The sequence below is a fragment of the Sulfidibacter corallicola genome (assembly GCF_017498545.1).
Taxonomy (GTDB): Bacteria; Acidobacteriota; Holophagae; order Acanthopleuribacterales; family Acanthopleuribacteraceae; genus Sulfidibacter; species Sulfidibacter corallicola.
In genome coordinates, this window is the sequence record NZ_CP071793.1 from 6,617,169 (window position 1) to 6,639,693 (window position 22,525).

Here is a 22,525-nt window from a genome sequence, read left to right on the forward strand (position 1 = left end):
GCGTGGTTTCATTCAAAAAATGTTTTGAGTGAAACCACGCTTTTTTTGTTTTTATTCACTGGTTCGAAAGGAAAGGGGAGCCCGAGGCTCCCCTTTGCGGTTTATTCGGAAGCGACCCGTTTGAGGATGGTTTCCACGGTTTTGCGCTGGTTTTGCAGCAATTTATGGTTGGGGAACCGCTTCAGGGCCTGCTGTGACTTCTGGTCGGCCAGTTTCCATTTGCGGTCGGCGATGATCTGCTCCACCTCGCGATACACGGCATTGCCGTAATTCTCTTCGAAGGCTTCCTGGTTCTGGCTGGAGAGTTTGAGGTTCTTGTCGCTGAAGACGCGCTTGTAGATGGGAATGGTGGTCTGGTAGTCGCGATCGGTGTATTTCGACAGCCAGGACGTATAGGTGTATTCCCGCAGATCGTTGAGGGCCTGTTTCTCGTCGATGCCGTCCGGAGCCCCGTCCAGGGCGGTCAAGGCCTCCTTGAACCGGTCCTTCTCGCAAAGGCTGGTGACGTAGCGGGTCAGGACGGTGAGGTAGTTCTGGTTACCAACCTTGTCGCCGATGGCTTCCAGGGCGAGGGCCAGGGCCTTCTCGAAATTGCCCGATTCATCCAGCTTCTTGAGTTCCATCTGTTTGAGCATCGTCTTGAACTGTTCGGCCCGTTTGGGAGAAATGCGGTCCAACTCGGCCATCCACTTGGTGGTGCCCTCTTGGTCTTTGGCCTCGTTGGCCTTTTCGATGAGGGTCTGGACCACTCCGATCTGGAAATTCCGCCAAGTGGTCTTGCTGTGCGGGTTCGAGATCTTGCGAACCTGGAAGAGGGCTTCCTCCAATTTTCCCGAATCCCGCAGGTAGACGGCGTGGTTGTACTGGTATTTGGCCAAGGTATCGAGAAACTGGGCCTGGTACTCGCCGGTATGGGTCGCGAGGGTTTCGGCGATCGGCACCATCTGGGCGTACTCTTTACTTTCCTCGGCCTGTTGGAACAGTTTGATGCCGATGTTGTAGGCCAGTGGCGCGAATTCCTTGCGCTCCGGATACCTGGCCGCGGCACCGGAAACCAGGGTCGCCGCATCGAAGAATTTGCCTTCGTTGTAGTAACCGAGGCCCTGGTTGTAGAGGTTGCGATCGGCGATGTCGCGCTGATAGGTGGCCTCTGGATCGAGTACGGAGCTGATCGTGAGGGCGCGACCCGCTTTTTGTCCGTCCGATTCGGCGGAGGCGATCGCTTTGGCGGCAAACAGAACTGCCAGGGTTTCCTCGACCTTGATTTGCTTCTTGGTGGCGTAATAGGGATCGAGGTTCTTGACGACGGCGGTCCGATCCTCGGGGCTCACGCCCTCTTTTTCGGCGAGGTAGGCGAACAGGAAGGCCGCGCCCGCCGGACTGTAATCCTTGGTTTGCAAGGTGGTCACGATGTCGAAAGCCTGAGCGTTCTCCGTTTTGAACACGGTCTTCAGCTTCTTGTAGATCGCTTTGGCTTTTTTGGTACCGCTTTGCTTGGCTTGCTTCTCCGAAAGCGTCAGGTCCTTGGCGGCTGTCTCGAAAGCGGCCTTCGCTTTGTCCAGTGCTTCTCTCGATTCGGCGCCCCCGGCGATCAGGGCCATCTCCAATGGGGAATAGGGTGATCTATTCTGGTTGATGAGTGAATCGAAGAGCTGGTATTCCAATGATTCCGTCGCGTTGATCGGAAGAACGGCAACGGTCAGTCCGGCCCATACGAGCCATATCCATGATCTGCTTTTCATAAAGTCGGTCCTCAATTTTCAGGTGGGGATAGGGGGAACCAAATGTGTGTCGAAAGCGACGAAGGACCAGGAGAAACGACTGGGGATGCCCCGCGTTAGCGAAAAGGGAATCGGCATCCGTAGCCCGGACGATCCTGCACGTCTCCGCCCTCCCGTTTCAATCCGTCGAACGGGTACCCGAGCCCCATTCAGTGCCTGCCCGAAACGGGCGATCTTCGCCTGGTTCGGGCCGAGATGGAAAGAACTCGAAACGTTCCATGGCGGCTATTGTATACGAAAAGGGCGAGAATGCAGGGAATTGACCTCGCAAGGTCAATGCGGGCAATGGGTTCGATCCTGCGATGCCCGCGCTGGATCGACGGCTGCGTGGCTTCAGGCGGTGGCCAGCTTCCTGCGGCGCATCGCGAAGCGGTGGATGGCCCGTGCGGAAAAGAAGAAGAGCGCGAGCACCAGCAGGATCGCCACGATGGGGAAGATGACCGCGATGACGGAAAGGGTGACCGCGCTGACCAGCTCCACCGAGGAGACGACCGGGTTACCCAGGCCACCGGTGCTGAACGAGGACATTTGACGCGTGAAGGCGGTGCCCGCCTGAATGACCCCCGCCGTACCGCCGCCGGCGATGACCGCCAGCGACCAGCTCAGGTAGGGACTCATGTCGGTGGCCATCGAGCCGGTGGTGATGATGCCGGCGATGACGGCACAGGGCGTGGCGATGGTGTCGAGAAGGTTGTCGAGCCAGGGGATGTAATAGGAACCGACTTCCAGCAAGGTGGCCGCGCCGAGCGTGATCAGGGCGGCTTCGGTCGCCAGCCAGGTAAAGGACTCGGCAAGGGAGAGATGGCCCGAATAGGCGGCCAGGCTGAGAACCAAGAGGGGCACGAATACCCGGAATCCGCAGGCCGCGCTCAGCCCGAGACCAACCAATAAACTCAAGACGACTTCCATGACTCACTCCTTCGAAAGCTGGGGATCGCACCGCCGAAATGCGTGCAATCCCTGGCGCCGTTCCTTCGATCCGATCGTGCTGACCTGTTACAACCATAGGTTCCTGCGGGGATGGGGTCAAATGATCAGGCGCAAGGAGGAGATGAAAGGGACGTGCGGGTGCTTTCAAGGGGCCTCGGCGACGTGCGCTGCCGAGGCCCGCGTCGGGCGAGGCGTCACTCCGACTCGAGTCCCAGGCGTTCCAGGCGATAGTCGCCGCTGAGAATGTTCTCGCACCAGGCCATGTTGTCGAGATACCACTGTACGGTCTTGCGCATCCCGGTTTCGAACGTTTCTTTCGGGGACCAATCCAGTTCCCGTTTGATTTTGCCGGCATCGATCGCGTAACGGCGGTCGTGGCCTGGGCGATCCTTCACGAAGGTGATCAATTCGGCATAGGCCTGACCGCTCGGACGAAGCTCGTCCAACAGCGCACAGATGTACTTGACCACTTCCAAATTGGTTTTCTCGTTGTTGCCGCCCACGTTGTAGGTCTCGCCGACGCGGCCCTGTTCCAGAACGGTCATGATGGCTTCGCAGTGATCCACCACGTAGAGCCAGTCGCGAACGTTGCTGCCGTCGCCATACACCGGAATCGACTCGCCGCGCAACGCCTTGAGGATGATGACCGGAATCAGTTTTTCGGGGAATTGGAGCGGGCCGTAGTTGTTGGAACAATTCGTGGTCACACACGGCATGCCGTAGGTGTGGTGGTAGGCTCGCACCAGGTGGTCGGATGCTGCCTTGGAGGCGGAATAGGGCGAGTTGGGTGCGTACGGCGTTTCCTCGGTGAACAGGCCTTCCGGCCCGAGCGAGCCGTAGACCTCGTCGGTGGACACGTGCAGGAAACGGAAGCGGGTGCGGGCGTCTTCGTCCAGGGTACGCCAGTAGTGAAGCGAGCGATCCAGCAGGTTGAAGGTTCCGTTCACATTGGTCTCGATGAAGGCGGCCGGTCCGTCGATGCTGCGGTCCACATGGCTCTCCGCGGCGAAGTTCACGACCGCTCCGACCCGATGTTCGGCGAGCAGGCGGGTGACCAATTCGGCATCACCGATATCTCCCTGAACCAGCAGGTGCTGGTCATTGCCTTCGAGAGACTTGAGATTGTTGGGGTTGCCCGCGTAGGTCAGCTTGTCCAAATTGACGATCCGGTGGCCGCGTCGGACGGCCTCGAGCACGAAGTTGGCGCCGATGAAGCCGGCGCCGCCGGTCACCAGGATGGTACTGGATTGAGTCACGAGATCCTCCTCGAGGGAACGATGTTCCATACTTTAATAAATGGGTTGTCTGAAAGGGAGCCTGGGACTGGGCGTCTCCGGCCCGGGTCCCGCGTTCGTGGGCGGGAGCTTAGAGGGACGAATGGCTGAGAAAGGGTGAAATGTCGCCCTTGCCTTCGCGCAATATTTCGATGTCGTCATTGTGGATGGAAACGACGGTCGAGACCTCGGGGTAGATGTAATCGCCGTCGATGGCCATGTCCAACAGATTGCCGAAACGATCCTTGATGTCGTAAATGTCGCAGCAGGGCATTTCGTCGTCGGCGAGCTGGCAGGTCGTGGAAATGATGGGGTTGCCCAATTGGCGCACGATCTCGAGAATGACGGGGTGATCGGGCACCCGGATGCCGACGTGTTTGCGTTTGCTCTGCAATAACTTGGGAACTTCCTTGGTGGCCGGCAGGACGAAGGTGTAGGGACCCGGAAGCAACTTGCGCATGAGCTTGTAGGCTCGGTTGGAAACTTGGCCGTACTCGCTGATGTGGGTCAGGTCGTTGCAGATGAACGAGAGCTGCTTGTCCGGCTTCATGCGCTTCAGGCGGTAGATGGCGTCGATCGCCTTCTTTTCGTAAATGCTGCAGCCAAGCCCGTAACAGGTATCGGTGGGGTAGGCGAGCAGCCCGCCTTGACGCAGGTGGGCGAGAGCCATGTCGACGAGACGCTGTTGGGGCGTTTCCGGGTGGATGTTCAGTATTCGCATGATGTCACCTGTGAATTTCGCTTGGGACCGGTGGGCGTCGGTTCCCTTGAAGGCCGCCGCATTTGTGTGATTCGAGGGCAGCGCCGAGGACGTCGGAGGATCGGTTTACGAATCGACTGGACTTTGTTCGGCCGTAGGCTGTCGTGGTGAACCCTCGAATGTCGTGGGGGCTCGCGTTGGTTTGCGGGTACGCTCTTTCAGGAAGATCGGTCTTTTCGCGTGGGACTTGACTTGGGAGCCAGGTTTCTCGAGTGGACTTTTTCCGGGAAAAGAGTGCCGGCCGAACGTGGTGCGGGCCATCGTGGCGACGCCGAACGCAAAACGACCTAATATAACGCAACCCGACCGGACCGGGAAGGGGCCTCCCTGTCCACCAACGAATCCTGGTCCCATTTGGGGGTCGGAATTTTGTCCACTAAAAACACGAAAAAACACGAAAACCTCTCGAGCCAGCTTGTGGGCACGGCTCGGGCGTGTTGGTTTAGCGTGCTGGGGAATAAAGAGTTTGTCCACGAATCACACCGATTGACACGAATGGACAGGGCCCATGGGTGCTACACGACCGGCGTTCTGAGCCGAGATCGAGCTTAACGTTAAAAACATCAAATGTTTAGGTTCATGTTGTTGCCGTTTTGAATCACCTGGGTTTGTGTTCGGTACCGGATAAAACAGGGCAAGAGGTTCCGAACGGGATGACTGTGTTCGTATTCGTGTGGATCTGCGTGATTCGTGGACAAGTCATCAAATGCCACGTGTGATGCGTCGCCGCACGGGAACCGAACCCGTCGGGCTTTTGGGCACCATCCTGGTCCGGGATCCAACACGCCGAAAAAAAACGGAATGTGCTCCAGACACCCATCGAAGCAGCGTTCGCATCACTTGGGGCCAGCTTGTGGGCACGGCTCGGGCGTGTTGGTTTAGCGTGCTGGGGAATAAAGAGTTTGTCCACGAATCACACCGATTGACACGAATGGACAGGGCTCATGGGTGCTACACGACCGGGGTTTTGAGCCGAGATCGAGCTTAACGTTAAAAACATCAAACGTTTAGGTTTATGTTGTTGCCGTTTTGAATCACCTGGGTTTGTGTTCGGTACCGGATAAAACAGGGCAAGAGGTCCCGAACGGGATGACAGTGTTCGCATTCGTGTGGATCTGCGTGATTCGTGGACAAGTCATCAAATGCCACGTGTGGTGCGTCGCCTCACGGGAACCGAACCCGTCGGCCTTTTTGGGCACCATCCTTGTCCGGGATCCAACACGCCGAAAAAAAACGGAATGTGCTCCAGACACCCATCGAAGCAGCGTTCGCATCACTGAGCAGGCGATGTTGGGAGCTACTTTTTCGTGTTTTTTCGTGTATTTAGTGGACAGAAAAAGACCGACGTTCGTGGAACTACTCGCCGGCATCGTGCACGAACAATCGCAGCGACTGAATCTGTTCGTCGTCGCCCAGAACCATGAGCTGGGAAACCCGATCGAGCCGATACTCCGGATCCGGATTGAACACCGTTTCGCCGTTGTGTTCCACCAGGCCCACGATCAAGGCCCCCATGGACTGTTCGCGAATCTGCGAATTCTTGAGCTGTCGGCCGATGATCGGCGATTTCTCGGGCACCTTGACCTGCGCGAACTGGATTCGCATGCCTCGCTGGCGGAACGGCTTGTCGATCACTTCCAGCAGGACCGGATTGGCCAGGGCCAGGGCCAGTCGCTGACCGCCCATGCGGTAGGGAGAAATGGCGTGGTTGGCTCCGGCGGTCATCAGCTTCTTTTCCGTATCCTGGTCCTTGAAGCGGCTGACGATTTTCAGGTTCGGGTTCATGTCCCGCGCGGTCAGGACCACGAACACGTTGTCCGCGTCCTCGCTGAGCGTCGTGGCCAGTCCCTTGGCCTTGGTAATGTTCGCGGCTTCCAGGACGTCGTCCTTGCGCGCGTCGCCGTGAAGGAAATAGCATTCCTTGTTGTCGGCGGGATGGGCGCGCTGTTCGTCGAGCTCGATCACCACGACCTTTTCGCCCAGCATCAGCAATTCTTCGGTAATGCTCGAACCCGTGGTGCCCGAACCGCACACGATGTAGTGATCACTGAGATTTTCGATGGCCTTTTCCATGCGTTTTCCCCAAAAGTACTTGATCAGTGTTTCTTCGAAGACCAGGTTGGAAAGAATGCCCAGCGCGATACCCGACGAACTGACACCGAGAAAGATGGTGCTGACGGCAAACAACCTGCCCGTGTGGGAGAGTGGAATGATTTCGCCGTACCCGACCGTCGTGATCGAGATGACGGTCATGTAGAAGGCCTCCCACAAAGTGATACCTTCTATATAAAAGAAGCCCAGGGTACCGTAGCCGGTGACGAAGACCAGCAATCCGACCATGGACAGAACCCGGTTGCGCGCTTTCCGCGTGAAATCTTGGTAGAGTGCTTTTCTCATGCTCTGAGAGACCTTTGATGATGGGTGTTCACACGCGCCCGGGCACGGCATGGTCGTCCATGCCCGCGACGGCCTGACAGGATCGGCACCATATCAAGATTCGGGCCTGGATCCTGGTCGAGGAGGCGGGGTTTTGGTGGCGACCCGAAACCCGATGGCTGATACGATCGGCAATTCATGGGACGTGGGTTCTGGCCAGCGTTCCAAAATGCCAAGGCTCCTGATCGAGCACATGGCGGATACGCGTCTGGTGGTGGCAACGCGGCCGAACTGTGGCGGATTGTAGCATGAGCATCGGGCTTGCGACACGGTCGGCATCGACCTCCTGGATGCGGGTGTTCCGGTGGGCCATGTCGCCTCGATGCAGGCCGTGACGCGGCTTCGGACGGGGAACGAAAAAATGAAAAAAAGCATTTGACATGCCCCGGTAAAACCGATATCCTTGCGCCTGTTCTCAGGGACACCGAGTGCAGGTGTAGCTCAGCTGGATAGAGCATTTGGCTACGAACCAAAAGGTCGGGGGTTCGAATCCTCCCACCTGCACCACTCCTTGAAACCACAATCGAGTGCAAATGACAAAAAGCCCGGTGCGAAAGCAACCGGGCTTTTGTCGTTTTGGTACCTCTCGCACGGTTCGAGTGGGAGACCACCGCGCCCGGTCGCGCGCGATGGCCTCGCATGTTTCGGTAGGGCCGGTTACGGTAGGGCCGGTTTCGGTAGGGCCGGTTACGGGTAAGGCAGGTCTCGGTTTTCGCGATGGCCCCGCCGGACTGTGCCGTCCCTGGGTTCCAGGTGATCCAGCGATCGTCCCAAGCCCGGGGACAGTCGGCTTTCGACGGATGCTCCGTCGCTTGCCGTGACCCGAACCCTGTCGTTCACCCCTACATCCGGTAACCGCTCGTGCAAGGTCCAGAGCCCGTCGCCGTCGCACGGTGCCCGGCGTCGGTAGTCGCCCGCCTCGGTCTCGACGGTGATGTCCACCCATCGAGGCGAGGCGCTTTCACCCCAGACCTGGCCGGCGAGATGGACTCGACCGTCTTCGAACCGGGCGGCGCGATGTAGGGTCAACAACCGAGGTTCGACACGCAACAGGGCCCAAGCACCGTAGTCGTCGTTCACGTAGTTGTGGATTTTGAAATCGCCGGTGAGCAGGTTGGGGCCACCCGCCGTGGTCAGGATATCGAGGGCTTCGTTGGCACCGAACTGGCTGCTGCCCAACCACGCCGAATCCGGATTGAACCCCAGTATGCGGCTTTGTTCGAGGTAGGGTCGGTCCTGCCAGAAGTGGCCCTCGATCATGACGACCTGGGTCATCGATGGCATGTCCAAATCGATACTGCCTGGCGCTGGGTGGCGCACCCGCAGATCGCTTCCAGTCCGCGCGCGGAATATCGGAATGCGGGGGTCGCCGCTCGTTGGATCGTTCAAGTCGCCCAGCATCACGTGGTTGCTGGTGCGTGCCGCTTCCGGGGCCGGACCCACTAGGCGGTAGTACAGCGGCTCGCTGCGGTAGTTGTAGGCGGCGTAGCTTTCGGTCGAGGGAAATCCGCCCCTGCCACCGGGTAGGCCAAGCTGGCTGGGTCCCCACTGGTACAGCGCGATGAATTCCCGAAACGACGGTCGACCCTCCTGGAAGAGGGTCGCACTGGCCAAATCGGGGGTGCCGTCTTGGCGGAGGTCGAGCGCCCAACGGCTTCCCAGGGGTTCCACGATCAGGGTGCCCACCAGGCCGGCTTCGATTTGGTGCAGCATGTCCACCGGCATCAGGTTCACCGTGCCGAATTCCACCGGGGTCGGAACCACGGTTCCCGCGCGGGTTTCCAGGGTGCCGGCGTACCACAGGTAGCTCACCTGTTCGCCAGGCGCGGCGGTCTGCTCGCGGTTGAAGCCGATGTTCATGCCGGCGCTGTGACTCACGTCCAGGGCCAAGCGTTGGGGGACCAGGCCCACCACCGGCGCCTCCGGCAGGCAGCCGTCGTGGTCGTTGGTGAGCACCACCTGGATGAAGTCACCGGCGGCGGCGCGAAGCATCAGGGGACCCTGCCAGTGGCGGAAGTCCCTGGTGCCGCTGTGGTCGGTTTCATCCACCAGGCTGTAGACCAGGCCGACACCTTCCAGGGCCGTGTCGTCGCCCTGCCAGGCGATACCTGCCGCCGGATCGCTGTTTTGCAGTGTTTGGCCGCGGTCGTTGTACACGATGTTACGGCAGTGCGCCCGGATGCGAAAACGGCGGAAGTTGCGTGGCCAGGTGTGGGGTGGCTCCTCGAAGACGCGAGCGACCCGATGGGCCCAGTCGAAGGCCGGCGCGTTGCCTTCGGGATTGTTGGGGAGCCGGGGCAGTTCCGCCGTTTGGGGATCGATGTGCTGACCGTCGAAGGAACGGAGCAGGCCCCAGATGCCGTGCCGGCCGCCTCGTTCACCGCTGTCGGCCTGCCACAGGAAATCCTGGAACGGATGTGGGTTCCCTAGATCGGCCGCGCCCTCGATACCTGGCAATGACACGTCCATGTCGTAGATCTCCGCGGTGCCGATGCTCTGCACGTTGCGATAACCCGAGTTCGCATCGGTGGCCTCGGTGAACCATCTCAGCCCCTGCAGCGCGAAGGCGTGCACGCCCGAATGGGCCGCCACGATCGTGCGGATGTGGACGTCGTCGCCGGCATAGGCCCGCATGAGGGGCGTGTAGGGATCGGTCGGACGTTGATCGCTCACCGCTTCGCCACTGGGGACCAAGGGGTTGCTCGGGAAAGTGAAGCAATCCTGCGACGGGGCTTTCGCCGATGCGCAATCGTCGTCGATCGGGCTGTCGGGGCCATCGGGTTGACGGTCGAATCGGGCGTCGCCACGCGGTGCCGAGGCGAAGGCGTGACCCGGGTCGCGGTTCACCGCATCCGTTCCGGCCGCCAGACGGCCTTCCCCGAAGATGTCGTTGGGCTCGTTGCGGTAATTGACGGTCAGCGTTCCCGAGGTCTCGATCAGGTTGGACAGCATCGGGGAAGGCGCGCTGGCCGGGTTGCCGAGATCGACCGGCGGGTTGACGGCCAGTTGGGGATCGGACCAACCCGGCTCGATGCTCGCGTCGAAAACGAGCAGACCGGTGAGCCGATCTTCCACGAAGTTGGGTGGGAAGCCGCAATCGCCGTGTCTGCACACGATTTCCTGGCGAACCAGGCGGTACCTTTCGAACAGGATCGCCTGACCATGGGCATTCCAGGCGAGCGGTTGTTCCACCAGCCACGCGTCGCCATCGGGATCCATGGTGGACGCCGTCGAATGCACCGTCGCTTCGTCGTCCAGGGACAGTCCGGCACGCGCGAATTGGCGGCGCAGGGGTTCGGGCACGGAAGAGACAGTGCCGGCCAGCGGTAGCGCTGCCATGAGCTCGGCCGTCTCTGTTGGGTTGGGGCACCACACCGCATCCAGACAGGCCACGTCTTCCAACTTGCACCCGTTGGCGTTACAGGTGGGGATGGTGAAGACGGGTGCCGCGGGAATCGTCGGGCTCGTCGTCGAGTTCGGCTGATAGGCGGGCGCCATGTCCTGAAAGGCGAGCACGAATTCACGGAAACTGCCGACACCTTCGCTGCCGTCCTCGATGACGGCCTGCCAGCTTGTCGGCCCGCCGTCCGCGCGACCGCCCATGGGGTGATCGGCCGGATAGCGCACCGGTACCCCTTCCTCGTCGCCACCGTGAACGGGACCGTTGGTGAACCAGTTGGATTCGGGTGGTTCGACCAACAGGCCGCTGTAGAGACCGGCCTGCTGATGGCTCGATGCGGAGAAGTGGTCGTGGGCCAGCACGGTTCGCAGCGTGCGGTCCACGCCCAGGTCGTTCAACAGCGGATCGGCGTACCAGCGTTGCACGGTGGTTTGGGCGCCGTCCCAGTTCTGGCCGCAGGGCGGATCGCCGAAAAAGGCGTAGTGATCCCGGTAGGCCTGGACCTCCAGCTCGGTTTGCCGGTCCATGTCCACGAAGTGCGCTTCGGGATCCCATGCGAACAGGCCACCTTCGCGGTTGATGGCGTGAATGCGGTCGCGCACTTCGTCGGGACTGAAGCTGCCATCCTCGTAGTTGAACCCGTTGGCGGCGCCGTCGGAGGCGGTCACGTCGAACTTGACCAGGTGGATGTGCTGGCCGAGGATGTCGGTCGGCGTGCGAATCTGGAAGTCGTCGAGCTCGTAGTAGCTGGGCACCAGATTGGTGTGCCAGAACTCGACCGTCTCGCCCGAGTTGGCCCGGTAGAACAGCGGTTCGGGCGGGCGTTCTCCCTGGAGGGTGGCGGCGACGTCGTACCACAGGGTCATCAAGCGCTGTTGAGGCATGTGCCAGCCCAGTTTGTTGAGTACCACGTTCATCTGGATGTTGGCCGCCTGGTACCGCCGCGTGGGACCGGTAGCCTGACCGTCGTCGTCCACGGCCGGATCGGCGAAAGGCGCGCCGGTGGCGGGGGGACGTCCGTTGGTGATGAATGCGGCGCCGCTGCCGTCGGGTGTGGTCGTGTCGTGACGGCGCTGCGCGTGAGCGGCCATCGCCGCGATCTCGCTTGGCGTACCCGCTTCGGGCAGGGCGAAGGCACGCAGCCCACCCGCCACGGCCCTGGCTTCAACCGGCTCGCAGTCGTCCTCGTTCTCGGGTGTCTCGTAAAGGACGAAGTCCTTGGTGAAATCCCAGCGCGAATGGCGCTCGCGCACGATGGTGCCGCCGAACACCAGGTGGCGTGGCAGGCCGCCGTTCAGCAAGACCGGCTCTCCCGCTCGCGCTCCGTCCTGGTGTCGCAAGGGATTGCCGGATTCGTCCTCGGCGGTGGCGAAATCCATCGGTGGATGGGGTGCCCGCGCGCCGGCCAGACCCGGAATGAAGAACGGGAATCCCGGGTTTCCGTAGCGCAGGTCGCCGTTTGTGTCGGGCTCCGGTTGCGGAATGACCCGGCGCCCGTCTTGACTTAAGCGAATCCGCGCGGGCAGCGGCGCCATGGCGATCGTAGGTAGCGGGACCACCGCCGGGATCGGGGTGCCGGTGGTGATCTCTCCGTCGGGGAGGGCGCGGTTGTCGATCGGTTCGCCGTTCTCCGACCACAGCGGGCGACCTTCCTCGTCGAGTTGGGTGCCGCGCTCGAACACGTCGTGCACGCGCCAAATGCCCCACATGCCCTGGGCGAAGTGCGGGTAGAAATGGCAGTGGTACAGTGCGTCGCCCACCGTCTGGTTGCGGTTGCCGCTGCCGCCGTACACCATCTCCATCGTGTAGGCCGCACCGCGCGTCAGTAACTGGCTGTCCTTGTAGTGGCTCTCGTCGCTGTTCGGCGAGTGGAGCCACTGATGCGCGTGTTGGTGGTGGGTGTGCGGCGCGCTGTCGCCCGGCGTGCCTACGCGGAATTTGACGTGATCGCCTAGGTAACTGTGCACCACGTTGCTGGGATCGTCGGGATAGAACACCTTGGTCGCCTTGCGGTGATCGCTCCGCCCACCCGTACTCGCTTCCTGTGAAGTAGGTTCGTACGCCGTCGGGTCCGGCGTGTTGGCCGGAACGTCGACGATGAGGCCAGGATCGCCCGCGGCCCAGGAGGACAAAAAGAATTCTTCGAATTTGAGATCGACGGCGTCGGGAGATCCCATGGGCCCCACGTGGAACCGGTTCGCGAGGATCTCCGCGCCGAGCCCGGACATGCCGTAATTGATGGCGAAATTGTCCTGAGCGCCGGTGTAGGCGAAGTTCACCGCGGGATCGAAAAACTTGTCGAAGGCCTGGATGATGAAGGGTTTGTGATAGAGCAGCACGAATTCGCGGTAGGGCTGGTGGCGGTCGGGTGCCGCCGGATTCGGTTTGAACGAGGCGCTCGGATGATCGTCGGGGAAGCGGCCCGCATCGGGACCGGTGACGATGGCGGTCAGGTCGCCGTAACGCAGCCGACCCTCGTCGTCGAGCAGGCGCAGGATCGGCTTGCCGGCGAAGCGGTGGCCGGTGGGGTAGACGGCGTCGTAGTCGATGCGTGGATGACCCGTCCGGGTTGCGCCGCGCGTGGCCAGCGCCAAATCGTCGCGCGTCACCTGGCTGCGGTACCATTCGGCGCCGCGCGGTTGGACGGTCAGCATGCCGAACAGGCCGTCGAAGAGGTGCTCTTCATCGCCCACGTGGCTGTAGAACAGGAAGCTGCCCTCCTTTGCTGCGAACCATGTCAAGGTCTTGGAATCGCCTGGCTTACAGTCGCTTGGCGGGTTGGCGCCGGTCGCGCTGCCGAGGCTGGTCACATCGGTCGGCGTGGCCCCGATGATGGTGATCCCGGCGTTCACCTGCAGGGAAGGGAAGGGTGGAATGGTGCGTGGTTGGTGCATGCTCGGTTCGGGCGACAACAGGTTGGTGAACCTGATTTCCAGGCAGTCGCCCTGGTTGGCGCGCAACACCAGCGGGCGTGCGCGTTTGCCGGCGCGCAATCGCACCTTGCCTGGCTCGAGCGGGTAGTTTTCGGGATGGACGTCGTGGCCGGACGCGTCGATCGGCGTGTCGTTGGAAACCACGTCCTCGCGCAGGGCGAACATGCGTGCGGACGGCACCATGGTCCCCAAGCGGCTGGTCATGTACGGCTGTTCCAGGGCGACCACGTCCACCGTGATCGTGCGTTCGCACGAGGCGGGCTCGCGCGCGAAGGACCAGGGAAAAAGAGACGCAAGAGACAGAAGTGTGAAGGAGATGGTTCGAGTCCAGATCATCTCGACCTCCGTGAAAAAAATCAGGCGAAGAAACCCGGTCGCGAAGGGTAGAGCATGACCAGAGGACGGGGGTTTCGAGTTGGAGGGAGCGAAGATCATGGAGAGCCGGGAACCGGATATCGATGTATCTTGAATGAAATATGAGCATTAAATGAATTATTCGGGGACTATACGCAGGAGAAAAAGCGAAGGTCAAGTTAATTTGGAAAATTTGTACCAGTGATGAATAAATGGATTTAGGTGGTTGGTTTGGAAATGGGAGGTGATGAAAATCACTGTGGCCGGTTGAAAATGGGGTGTTATGGTTATCCCCGCGATCGCCGATGTGGTTCGATCACCTGAAGGCCCACGTGTATAAGCCTAAATATGGAAGAGTGATTCGTGAACCGGAGTCAGGCCATGGGCCTCGTGGTAGGCGACGGAAGCGCAATGGGTTGTGTTTGGTTAGGAAAAACTAACTGTTACGGTGAAATCAGTGCTTACGTGAAGTGGATGGATTTCAAAATGTGACGGCGCGATGCTGTGATAGATTTTTACGTCGCCTGTTTTTTTTGAGGAAATACCGTGAAGATGCTGTTATCATACGTTTGAAATATCTTTTGTATTGACTTTTGCGGCTCTACCTCCGCTCTCTTCCTTCTTGCTCACCTCCATTTTCCCCCGATGTTGTGGCGCCACCATTTTCTGGCGTGACCCGACATCCGTTCCCCCTTTCATGCTTTGGAGGCTGAGATGTTACGGACTTGGACCGCCCTTCTCCTGATCTCCTCGTTTTCTCAACCCTACTTTTCGGCCGAATCTCCCCAATCGGCCGCATGGGCACGAACGATTCACGTCGAGGTGGTCGCGCTCGACCAGCCTTACCTCGCCAATCGACTGGGGGCCATGGTCCCCGCCGCCCGAATGTATGCGCTTCGCGAAGATGTCGTCTCCACCGAGACCCCACTCGATGCGTTTGGCCGGGACCTGCATCCCGAAAACTATCCACTGGAGCCGGGCAGGGTCCGGCTTCGCGCCGGCAAACGACCCCGCCCGCTGGTGTTGCGCGCCAATCAGGGCGACACCCTGGTCGTTCGGTTCACCAACCTGATCTCGCCGGACCCGCCCCCACCCGATCCACGCACCTCGCCACCCTTTCCCTCCAGCGAATTGACCGTGGGCCTGTCGGTCGCCGGGATCGCGCCCTTGGATCGCGAGAGCCTCGGCACCGCGAGTGGGACCAACGCCGCCGGACATTGTCGACCGGGGGAAACCCAGACCCTCCGCTGGCACGCCGCCGAAGAGGGCTGCTTTCTGTTTTACAGCCATGCGGGCGACGAGGGTCACCTGTTGGATGGGCTCTTCGGTATGCTGACGGTCCAGCCGGTCGGCGCCGAATGGTACCGCAGCCAGGTGACGCACGAAGATTTGGCGCTGGCGATGCGCGGCTCGACCCACTCGGGTCATCCGCGCATCGATTACGACGCCACCTACCCCGTCGGTCACCGTTACGCCGGCAGGCCGATCCTGCGCATGCTGGACACCCAGGGTCATTTGCGCCACGGCGACATCACCGCCATCATCACCGGCCCCGGGGCCGGTCGCTTCCCCGCCAACCACACGAGCCCGGCCTTCGCGGCGAATCCCGCATCGCCGGACCGCCATCAACCCTATCGCGAGTTCGTGGTCCTGTACCACTCGCCGTTCATCATTCAGGCCTTCGATCAATTTCTCGATCCAGCCCTCAACTTCGCCTACGTCGCGGGCCAGGATGCCTTTGGCATCAATTACGGCATCACGGGCATCGGTGCCCAAATACTGGCCAACCGGCTTCACGTCGGCCCGATGGGATCGCGCGACTCGGTGGATACCAAGTTCGAAGAGTTTTTCCTGTCCTCCTGGGTCGGCGGTGATCCAAGCATGGTCGTGGACGTTCCCGCCAACACGCCGGAGGTATCCGGAAGCGCGAAGAGCGACCACCGCAAGGCGACCAAGGCCCTCTTTCCCGACGATCCCAGCAACGTCCATCACAGCTATATCGGCGATCACGTCAAGTTTCGAGTGGCCAGTGCCACCACGGCCGTGCCCCATGTCCATCACCAGCACGCACACCAGTGGCTGCACACCCCCAACAGCGATGTGAGCCATTACAAAGACAGCCAGCTCCTGAGCCGTGGGACGGCCTACACCATGGAAATCGTGTACGGCGGCAGCGGCAACCGCAATCAGACGGTGGGCGACGCCCTGTTCCACTGCCACTTCTATCCGCATTTCGTGCGCGGCATGTGGGCGCTCTGGCGCGTGCACGACGTGTTCGAGCGGGGCACGCGACTCGACGACGAGGGTCGCCCGCTTTGGTCGGTGAACGGCGAGGACGTCGACAACCGCGCCCTACCCGACGGGGAAATCATCACCGGTACCCCGATCCCGGCGGTCGTGCCGCTGCCCACGCTGGCGATGGCCCCGTTGCCCGCCCCGGTTCGCCTGAGCGAGGACGGTCGCCGTGCCGTGACGCCGCCCGTGCACGACGGCCACGGATCCCCGATCAACGCCAACCCCGGTTATCCCTTCTTCATTCCCGGAATTGCCGGCACGCGGGCGCCTCATCCGCCCATGGACTTCGCCCAGGCGGAAGATGCCCAGGGCAACCCGCTCCGCCACGAAGAAGGCCCCTGGCAGGGTGAGCCGCTGCTGCTCGACGGCGGGTTGCCCCGACACCTGGTGCTGGGTGGAACCACCGTTCGCGAACGGCACTCGCGCTGGGATTTCTCCAAAGAGTTCGTGGCCTACGCATCGTCCGGCGAAAGGGCCGACGAAGATCCGGACTGCGAACCCGCCCAAGAGAACGCCATTGCCGGCGGTATGCTCGCGTTCCGGCTGCCCGAACTGGGAACGGCCACCGAGAAAGCGGCCATGCAGGCCCATGCGCGCAGATACCACCTCAGTGCGACGCCCGATGGACAGCCCGCCTATTTCGTGCTCAACGGCTTACCGCCCTCGCCCGGGGCGCCCTATGCCGAGCCGGCCGTCGACGACTACGGTCGCCCCAGCGGGACCCTGCGCCGTTACCAGGCGGCCACCGTGCAACGGGATGTGGTGTTCAACAAATTGGGCTGGCATTTCCCGCAACAGCGCCTGATGACGTTGTGGTTGGACGTGGCCGCGACGATGGCGGGCGAACGGCCGCCCGAACCGCTGTTCTACCGGGCCAACTCGGGCGAGACGGTCGAATTTTGGCACACCAACCTGGTGGCGGATCACTACGAACTCGACGACTTCCAGGTGCGGACGCCAACCGACATCCTCGGCCAGCACATTCATCTGGTCAAGTTCGACGTGACCGCCTCGGACGGGTCCGCCAACGGGTTCAACTACGAAGACGGCAGCTTCAGTCCCGACGAGGTGCGCGACCGTATTCACGCCATCAACCGCGAAGGTGGTCTCTTCGCTTGGGACGAGGACCGTCAATTCGCCGATCTCGATCGCCAAATCCTCCTACAAATCCAGTCCTACCAGGCGCTTTACCCCTTTTTCGGCGATCCGCCCTGCGGCCAGAACTGGGATGGCGCCCAAACCACCATCCAGCGCTGGCATGCCGATCCGCTGTTGTCGAACCTGGGGGTGGACCGCACCTTGCGGACCGTGTTCGCCCACGACCACTTCTCCCCGTCGACCCACCAGCAGGCCGGCCTCTACAGCGGGTTGTTGATCGAACCGGCGCGCTCGCACTGGTTCACCAACGGGCCGATCCACGGTGGCGACGAGGACGGCCACACCGTGACCTATCCGGCGCGATATCCCTTGGGCCTGCGCTCCGACGGCGGCCCCACCAGTTGGCAGGCGGTCATCGAGGCGGGCACCTTCGGCGAAGCCAGCTATCGCGAATTCGCCTTCGCCTTTCAGGATATGACGCAGGCCTATCGCCCCGAATCCACGAATGAACCACAGCGGCCGCAGACCCCGGCCTTCACCATTCCCCACTGCAATCCCACCGCGTGTGGTGAGGACGGCCAACCCTGTAGGACCGCGGTTTGGTGTCCCGATTCGGACGAAACCGCGGCCTTGCTGGCCGAACTCCCCCTGAACTTCGGCCCTCAGCCGGTACCCGCCGCATTGAGCGCTCAATTCGATCGCCATGGGTTGCCATTGGCGCAAGAGGCCACCATCGAGCGGATCGAAATGGTGGTCGATCCGGAAGTGGCCACCTGGGATGTGAAGAGCCCCTTGGCCTGGGACCTCGACGGTCAGGCCATCGTGTTCGACAGTTTTCGGCTGGTTCGGCGCGACCTGTCGTGCCGGCACCGCGACTGTGGCGAGCCGCCCGGACTCGCGGAGGCCCATCTCACCGGGCTCGAAGTATTCGATCTGAACATTCCCGGTGGCTGGGCCGACCCGTCCTTCGTGCTCAATCCCCCGATCGATCCGTTTCGACCCCGTGGCGGGCCCACGCCGGTCCAGCTCAACTTCATCGAGAGATCCAGTACCTTCACCGTCAACTACCGCAACGAGCCCATCGACATCTACGATACGGGTCGGTTGGTCGACACGGCGGGCGGTGGGCGTCGCGATCCCGGCGAGGCCTTTGTCTCCATGGTTCGCGATGACCCGCGTCTGGACGATCAACCGGACCGACCGGACCATCCGATCGACGAGAACTGCGGGGACTCGACGGAAGCCGCCAACGATGGGGAAGATTGTTTCCGATTCCCCGAGAATCCACTGAACCCTACCGGCGACGCGGTGGCCGAGGTCCGCCCCGGCGATCCCTATACGCCGTTGGCGCGGGCCTATGCGGGGGACCACGTCCAGATTCGCACGCTGGTGGGTGCCCAGGCCGGTACCCACGCCTTCGCCCTGCACGGTTTGAAGTGGTTGACCGAGCCCGCCGACCCCAATTCGGGGTACCGCAGTGTTCAGAGCATGGGCATTTCGGAGCATTTCGAAATGAACGTGCGTCTGCCGGGCATCGATCCGCTCGATCCCAAGGGCAACGCGCATCCCTTTCAGGACTACCTCTATCAGGCCGACAGCGGTGAAGCCGGCATTCGCCACGGGATCTGGGGGCTGATTCGCGCCTTCGACGGCTCGCGTGTCGCGGCCGGTGAAGCGCGATTGCCGCGGCTTCCCAACAATCCGTCCGGCAACGGGCCCGCGTTCGATTGGGAGAACCAGGTCGTACGCGTGTTCGATCAGCCGCCGGTGTCCTGGCCGCCGCACTATCGCCGCTTCGTGGTGCGCGCCCAGTGCAGCGACATCGTGTTCAACGATCGCGGGCGAACCCTGCGGAACAGCGATCGTGAGCAGGGCCTCACCTGGCAGGGGGACGGCACCGCCTTGGCGGGATCCGGCTTCGTCTATCGCCTGGTCGAGGAAGTGACGGCGCGAGGCACGGTCGACCATCGTTCCTGGGAAGGTCCGTTGATCTTGCGGATCGCGGCGGGAGACTTCGTGCAGGTCGTGCTGGAGAACCACTACGACGGTTGTTTGCCCGAATCGCCCTCGGTGGGCCTGTCACCCCAAAAGCTCGCCTTCGATGTGAGCCACAGCGCCGGCATGAACATCGGCCACAACCGCATTCAGACCGTGGCTCCCGGTGAGGTGGGTACCTACTACTGGTACGGTGGGAACTTGGAGCCCCGGGCCGGCCGGGTGGTGTCCCAACCGGTGGAGTTCGGCACGGTCAACTTGTTGGCGGCCGACCCGATCCGTCAACCGAATGCCGGCCTGGTGGGGACCCTGATCGTGGAACCGACCGGAACCGATTGGGTTTACGATCTGCAGCCCAACGGTGAGGTCGATCTCTCGGCCGCGACGCTGTTTCTCGGGTACGGGCGCGAGGCCCGCGAATTCGTGGTGCTGTTCCAGTGGAGTCCCGACGCCTTGCAGGGTCTGGGCGGTCCTGGTCCGGCTACCGAAGGGCTGGGCGCCGTCAACTTCCGCAGCGAGCCCCAGTTCTATCGACTCGCCGGTGGGGTCAGCGCGGCCAACCGCACCAGCAATGCGGTGATGTTGCCTGACCTGGACGATCCCCGCAGTGGCGATCCGCAGGTGCCGATATTCCGGGCGCGGGTCGGCAGCGAAGTACGCATCCGGTACGCGGCTCCCGGCGGCATGCCGATGAACTTCCCGGTCCAAACCCAGGCCCTGATGGTCGAAGGCCATGCCTGGCGTGAGTACCCCTTCTACAACGAAAGCCGATCGCTGGGACCCAATTACCGTTCCGAAGTCCACGGGGCGACCCAGGTTGGGGCCAACCAGAGTTTCGACATCCTCACCACCGCGGGGGCCGCCGGGGCGCTCAGCGGTGACTTCAAAATCCACCATTTCAAAAACGACGTCTTCGGAGGCTGGTGCCTGCTGCGGGTGGAACCGCAACTGGTGGTCCTCCAGCGCGCCGAGATCGACGCTGACGGCAGGATCGATCTCGCCGGCCAGATCTGGCTGGAACAGGGCCGCTCGCCGACCGAGGTCCATCTCGAGATCGATACCGAGCAGGGCCTGATCACCCGTCGCGTCGCGCCTCGGCAGGATGGTCGCTGGTTCTTCAGCGAGGTGCTGACCGCCTGTCGGGTCGGAAACCCGGTGCGGGTCAGGTTCGGTGATGGAACCCGCACCGAAGGCGTGCTCGCCACGCCCGTCCGCCAGGCCTGGGACGACGTCACGGTGGCGTCTGGCCCGGACTTTTTGAAACGAACCGACAAGGAGACGGAGTGATGAATGGGAATGCTTGCCTTCCGAGCCTGTTGTTTCTGCTGATCGGCTGCTGGTCCTGGGCGGGTTCCGATGGGCCCGTCGTCGATGCCGCGGCGAAGGCCTCGGGCACTTCGCGGCGCGCCTCGGCCGCGTTTGAACGAACCTTTCGCGAGCAGGGCATCGACGTGACCCTGCGCATGATGCGGCTGACCGGCTCGGGAGATGCGGGTCACCTGATCGCGGGTGACCGCGTACGGGTCCAACTCCACCTGCGGGATGCGGGCGGTCAACCGATTCGCAACGCGAATCCCGCCGCCTGGCTGGACAAGTTGGGCCCGGGCGAGCCGCGAAGTGCCGAAACGTGCCGCAAGAAGGTAGAGCTCTTTCTGGCCGGAAGCCTTCTCGCGGCACCGACTTTCGACCTCAACCAATTCCACGTTATCACCCTCAACGCGGACGGGACCCTCAGCGTACTCGATCCGCGCTTCTCCTTTGGCGGGTCGCGCCTGCTGGCCCTGGTGGAGCTGGGCGGCATCGGCGGGGATTGGGTCCTTTCCTCGGATACCCGCACCCTGCTGGTCACCTTGCCCGCCGAGCGGGAGTTGGTGGATGTGGACACCGCCACGTGGACGGTCCGGCGGCGCTACCGTTTGCGTGGGAAACCACGTCAGGTGGCGATCGCACCCGATCGGACCTCGATTTGGGTGGTCGAAGCCGGCGAGCAGGGTCAAGCGGGTGGGGTCTCCGTGATCCGGCCCGTGGGTGGCGCCGTCGTGGGCCGGGTGCCCTGTGGCCCCGGTGCCACACGCATCGCCTTTGGCCTGGATCGCCCCGTCGCCTTCGTGATCGACGCCGAGGGCGGGACCCTGACCCTGATCGATCGCACCGATCTCGAGGTATTGAAAAGGCTCGAGATCGGCGCGGGACCGGTGGCCCTGGCTGTCTCGTCGCTGGCCGGAAGCGCGTTGGTGGTGCATCGCACGGGAAAACTGACCGCGGTTGACGAAAAGAACCCCGATGCGGCCTTCACGCTGCAGGACCAGCCGGGTCTCATGGAGGTTCGTTTCACGCCCGACGGGCGTTTCGCCCTGATCCTGAACACCGAAAAGGACGAGATGTTGGTGTTCGACAGCGTCTCCCGGCGCATCGTCCAACGCTGTGACGTACTGCGCGAACCCGACCAAATCGCTTTTTCCGATACGCTGGCCTATGTGCGCCATAGGGGTAGCGATCACCTGTTGGCCTTCCCCCTGGGCCAGATCGGGGCCGAGGGGGCGACGCCCCAGGCGGTCGACGTGCCCGCCGGAGACCATCCGGTGGGCCGCATGGCCTTTCCCACTCCCGCGCCCGGTATGGTGCAGGCCGTGGGGGCCCAGGCGATGATGATCGCCAACCCGGGTGACGACGCGGTCTATTTCTATAAGGAAGGAATGGCCGCACCGATGGGCCAGGTGCCCAACTACGGCCGCCGGCCGCGTGCCGTCATCGCATTGGATCGCAGCCTGACCGAGCGGCGCGAAGCCGGTGTCTACGAAAGCGACCTGACCCTGGCCGAAGCCGGTCGCTACGATTTCGTCCTGTTCGTGGACAGCATCCCCTCGGCTCGTTGCTTCGCGGTGATCGTGGCGCCGGAGCCGAAACCCGCTTCCGCGACCGGTCCGGTCCCCGTCATCGTGTCCATGCGGCAGCCGGAACGCCGGGTGCTGGCGGGGCAACCCGCCGCAATCGAGTTCCGGGTGACCGATGCCGGCCAGGGACGACCCAACGACCAGGTGCCGGATCTTCAGGTCCTGGTGCAACTGGTGCCAGGCATTTGGCACCGCCGATTCCCGGCCAGGCCCCTGGGGGAGGGGAAATACCGCATCGAGGTCGAGCTGCCCAAAGCCGGGATCTATACCCTGCATCCCGCCAGTCGCGCGCTGGGGTTGCGGTTCCACGGGAATCGCTTCTACCTGCGCGTGGGTGGCGCGGATACCCATCAAACCGAAAAAGAAGTGAGGTAG

General features: G+C 62.2%; 8 protein-coding genes and 1 tRNA gene. 3 read left to right on the forward strand and 6 right to left on the reverse strand.

What is annotated here, in order from left to right:
• Positions 1–101 precede the first annotated feature (101 nt).
• From J3U87_RS20590 to J3U87_RS20610, 5 genes are all read right to left on the reverse strand, one after another.
• Positions 102–1,742: a hypothetical protein gene (locus J3U87_RS20590; RefSeq protein WP_237377658.1), complete on the reverse strand. Its 1,641-nt coding sequence runs from the start codon at positions 1,740–1,742 to the stop codon at positions 102–104.
• Between the two features lie 372 nt (positions 1,743–2,114).
• A complete protein-coding gene (locus J3U87_RS20595; protein ID WP_237377659.1) occupies positions 2,115–2,690 on the reverse strand; it encodes a DUF4126 domain-containing protein in 576 nt (191 codons plus the stop codon).
• A gap of 215 nt (positions 2,691–2,905) precedes the next feature.
• On the reverse strand, positions 2,906–3,967 hold the full coding sequence (rfbB, locus tag J3U87_RS20600; protein ID WP_237377660.1) for a dTDP-glucose 4,6-dehydratase: 1,062 nt from the start codon (positions 3,965–3,967) through the stop codon (positions 2,906–2,908).
• Positions 3,968–4,076: 109 nt separating this feature from the next.
• Entirely contained in the window at positions 4,077–4,706 is a 630-nt protein-coding gene (locus J3U87_RS20605; protein WP_237377661.1) for an L-threonylcarbamoyladenylate synthase, read from the reverse strand.
• A gap of 1,395 nt (positions 4,707–6,101) precedes the next feature.
• Positions 6,102–7,142: a potassium channel family protein gene (locus J3U87_RS20610; RefSeq protein WP_237377662.1), complete on the reverse strand. Its 1,041-nt coding sequence runs from the start codon at positions 7,140–7,142 to the stop codon at positions 6,102–6,104.
• Between the two features lie 469 nt (positions 7,143–7,611).
• On the opposite strand from J3U87_RS20610, the gene J3U87_RS20615 reads away from it, so the two are divergent.
• Positions 7,612–7,688 (forward strand) — tRNA-Arg (locus J3U87_RS20615).
• Positions 7,689–7,868: 180 nt separating this feature from the next.
• On the opposite strand, the gene J3U87_RS20620 is transcribed toward J3U87_RS20615, so the two are convergent.
• On the reverse strand, positions 7,869–13,850 hold the full coding sequence (locus J3U87_RS20620) for a cupredoxin domain-containing protein (protein ID WP_237377663.1): 5,982 nt from the start codon (positions 13,848–13,850) through the stop codon (positions 7,869–7,871).
• A gap of 732 nt (positions 13,851–14,582) precedes the next feature.
• On the opposite strand from J3U87_RS20620, the gene J3U87_RS20625 reads away from it, so the two are divergent.
• Complete coding sequence (locus tag J3U87_RS20625) at positions 14,583–20,543, forward strand: cupredoxin domain-containing protein (protein WP_237377664.1); 5,961 nt, start codon at positions 14,583–14,585, stop codon at positions 20,541–20,543.
• Positions 20,543–22,525 carry a YncE family protein gene (locus J3U87_RS20630; protein WP_237377665.1) on the forward strand — a complete coding sequence of 661 codons (1,983 nt, stop codon included), beginning with the start codon at positions 20,543–20,545 and terminating at the stop codon, positions 22,523–22,525. Before J3U87_RS20625 ends, J3U87_RS20630 begins: the two co-directional genes overlap by 1 nt.

Bases quoted from the DNA above. Each gene is read 5' to 3' on its own strand.
- J3U87_RS20620 (WP_237377663.1), bottom strand. From the start codon at position 13,850: ATGATCTGGACTCGAACCATCTCCTTCACACTTCTGTCTCTTGCGTCT.
- J3U87_RS20610 (WP_237377662.1), bottom strand. From the start codon at position 7,142: ATGAGAAAAGCACTCTACCAAGATTTCACGCGGAAAGCGCGCAACCGG.
- J3U87_RS20590 (WP_237377658.1), bottom strand. From the start codon at position 1,742: ATGAAAAGCAGATCATGGATATGGCTCGTATGGGCCGGACTGACCGTT.
- J3U87_RS20625 (WP_237377664.1), top strand. From the start codon at position 14,583: ATGTTACGGACTTGGACCGCCCTTCTCCTGATCTCCTCGTTTTCTCAA.
- J3U87_RS20595 (WP_237377659.1), bottom strand. From the start codon at position 2,690: ATGGAAGTCGTCTTGAGTTTATTGGTTGGTCTCGGGCTGAGCGCGGCC.
- J3U87_RS20605 (WP_237377661.1), bottom strand. From the start codon at position 4,706: ATGCGAATACTGAACATCCACCCGGAAACGCCCCAACAGCGTCTCGTC.
- J3U87_RS20630 (WP_237377665.1), top strand. From the start codon at position 20,543: ATGAATGGGAATGCTTGCCTTCCGAGCCTGTTGTTTCTGCTGATCGGC.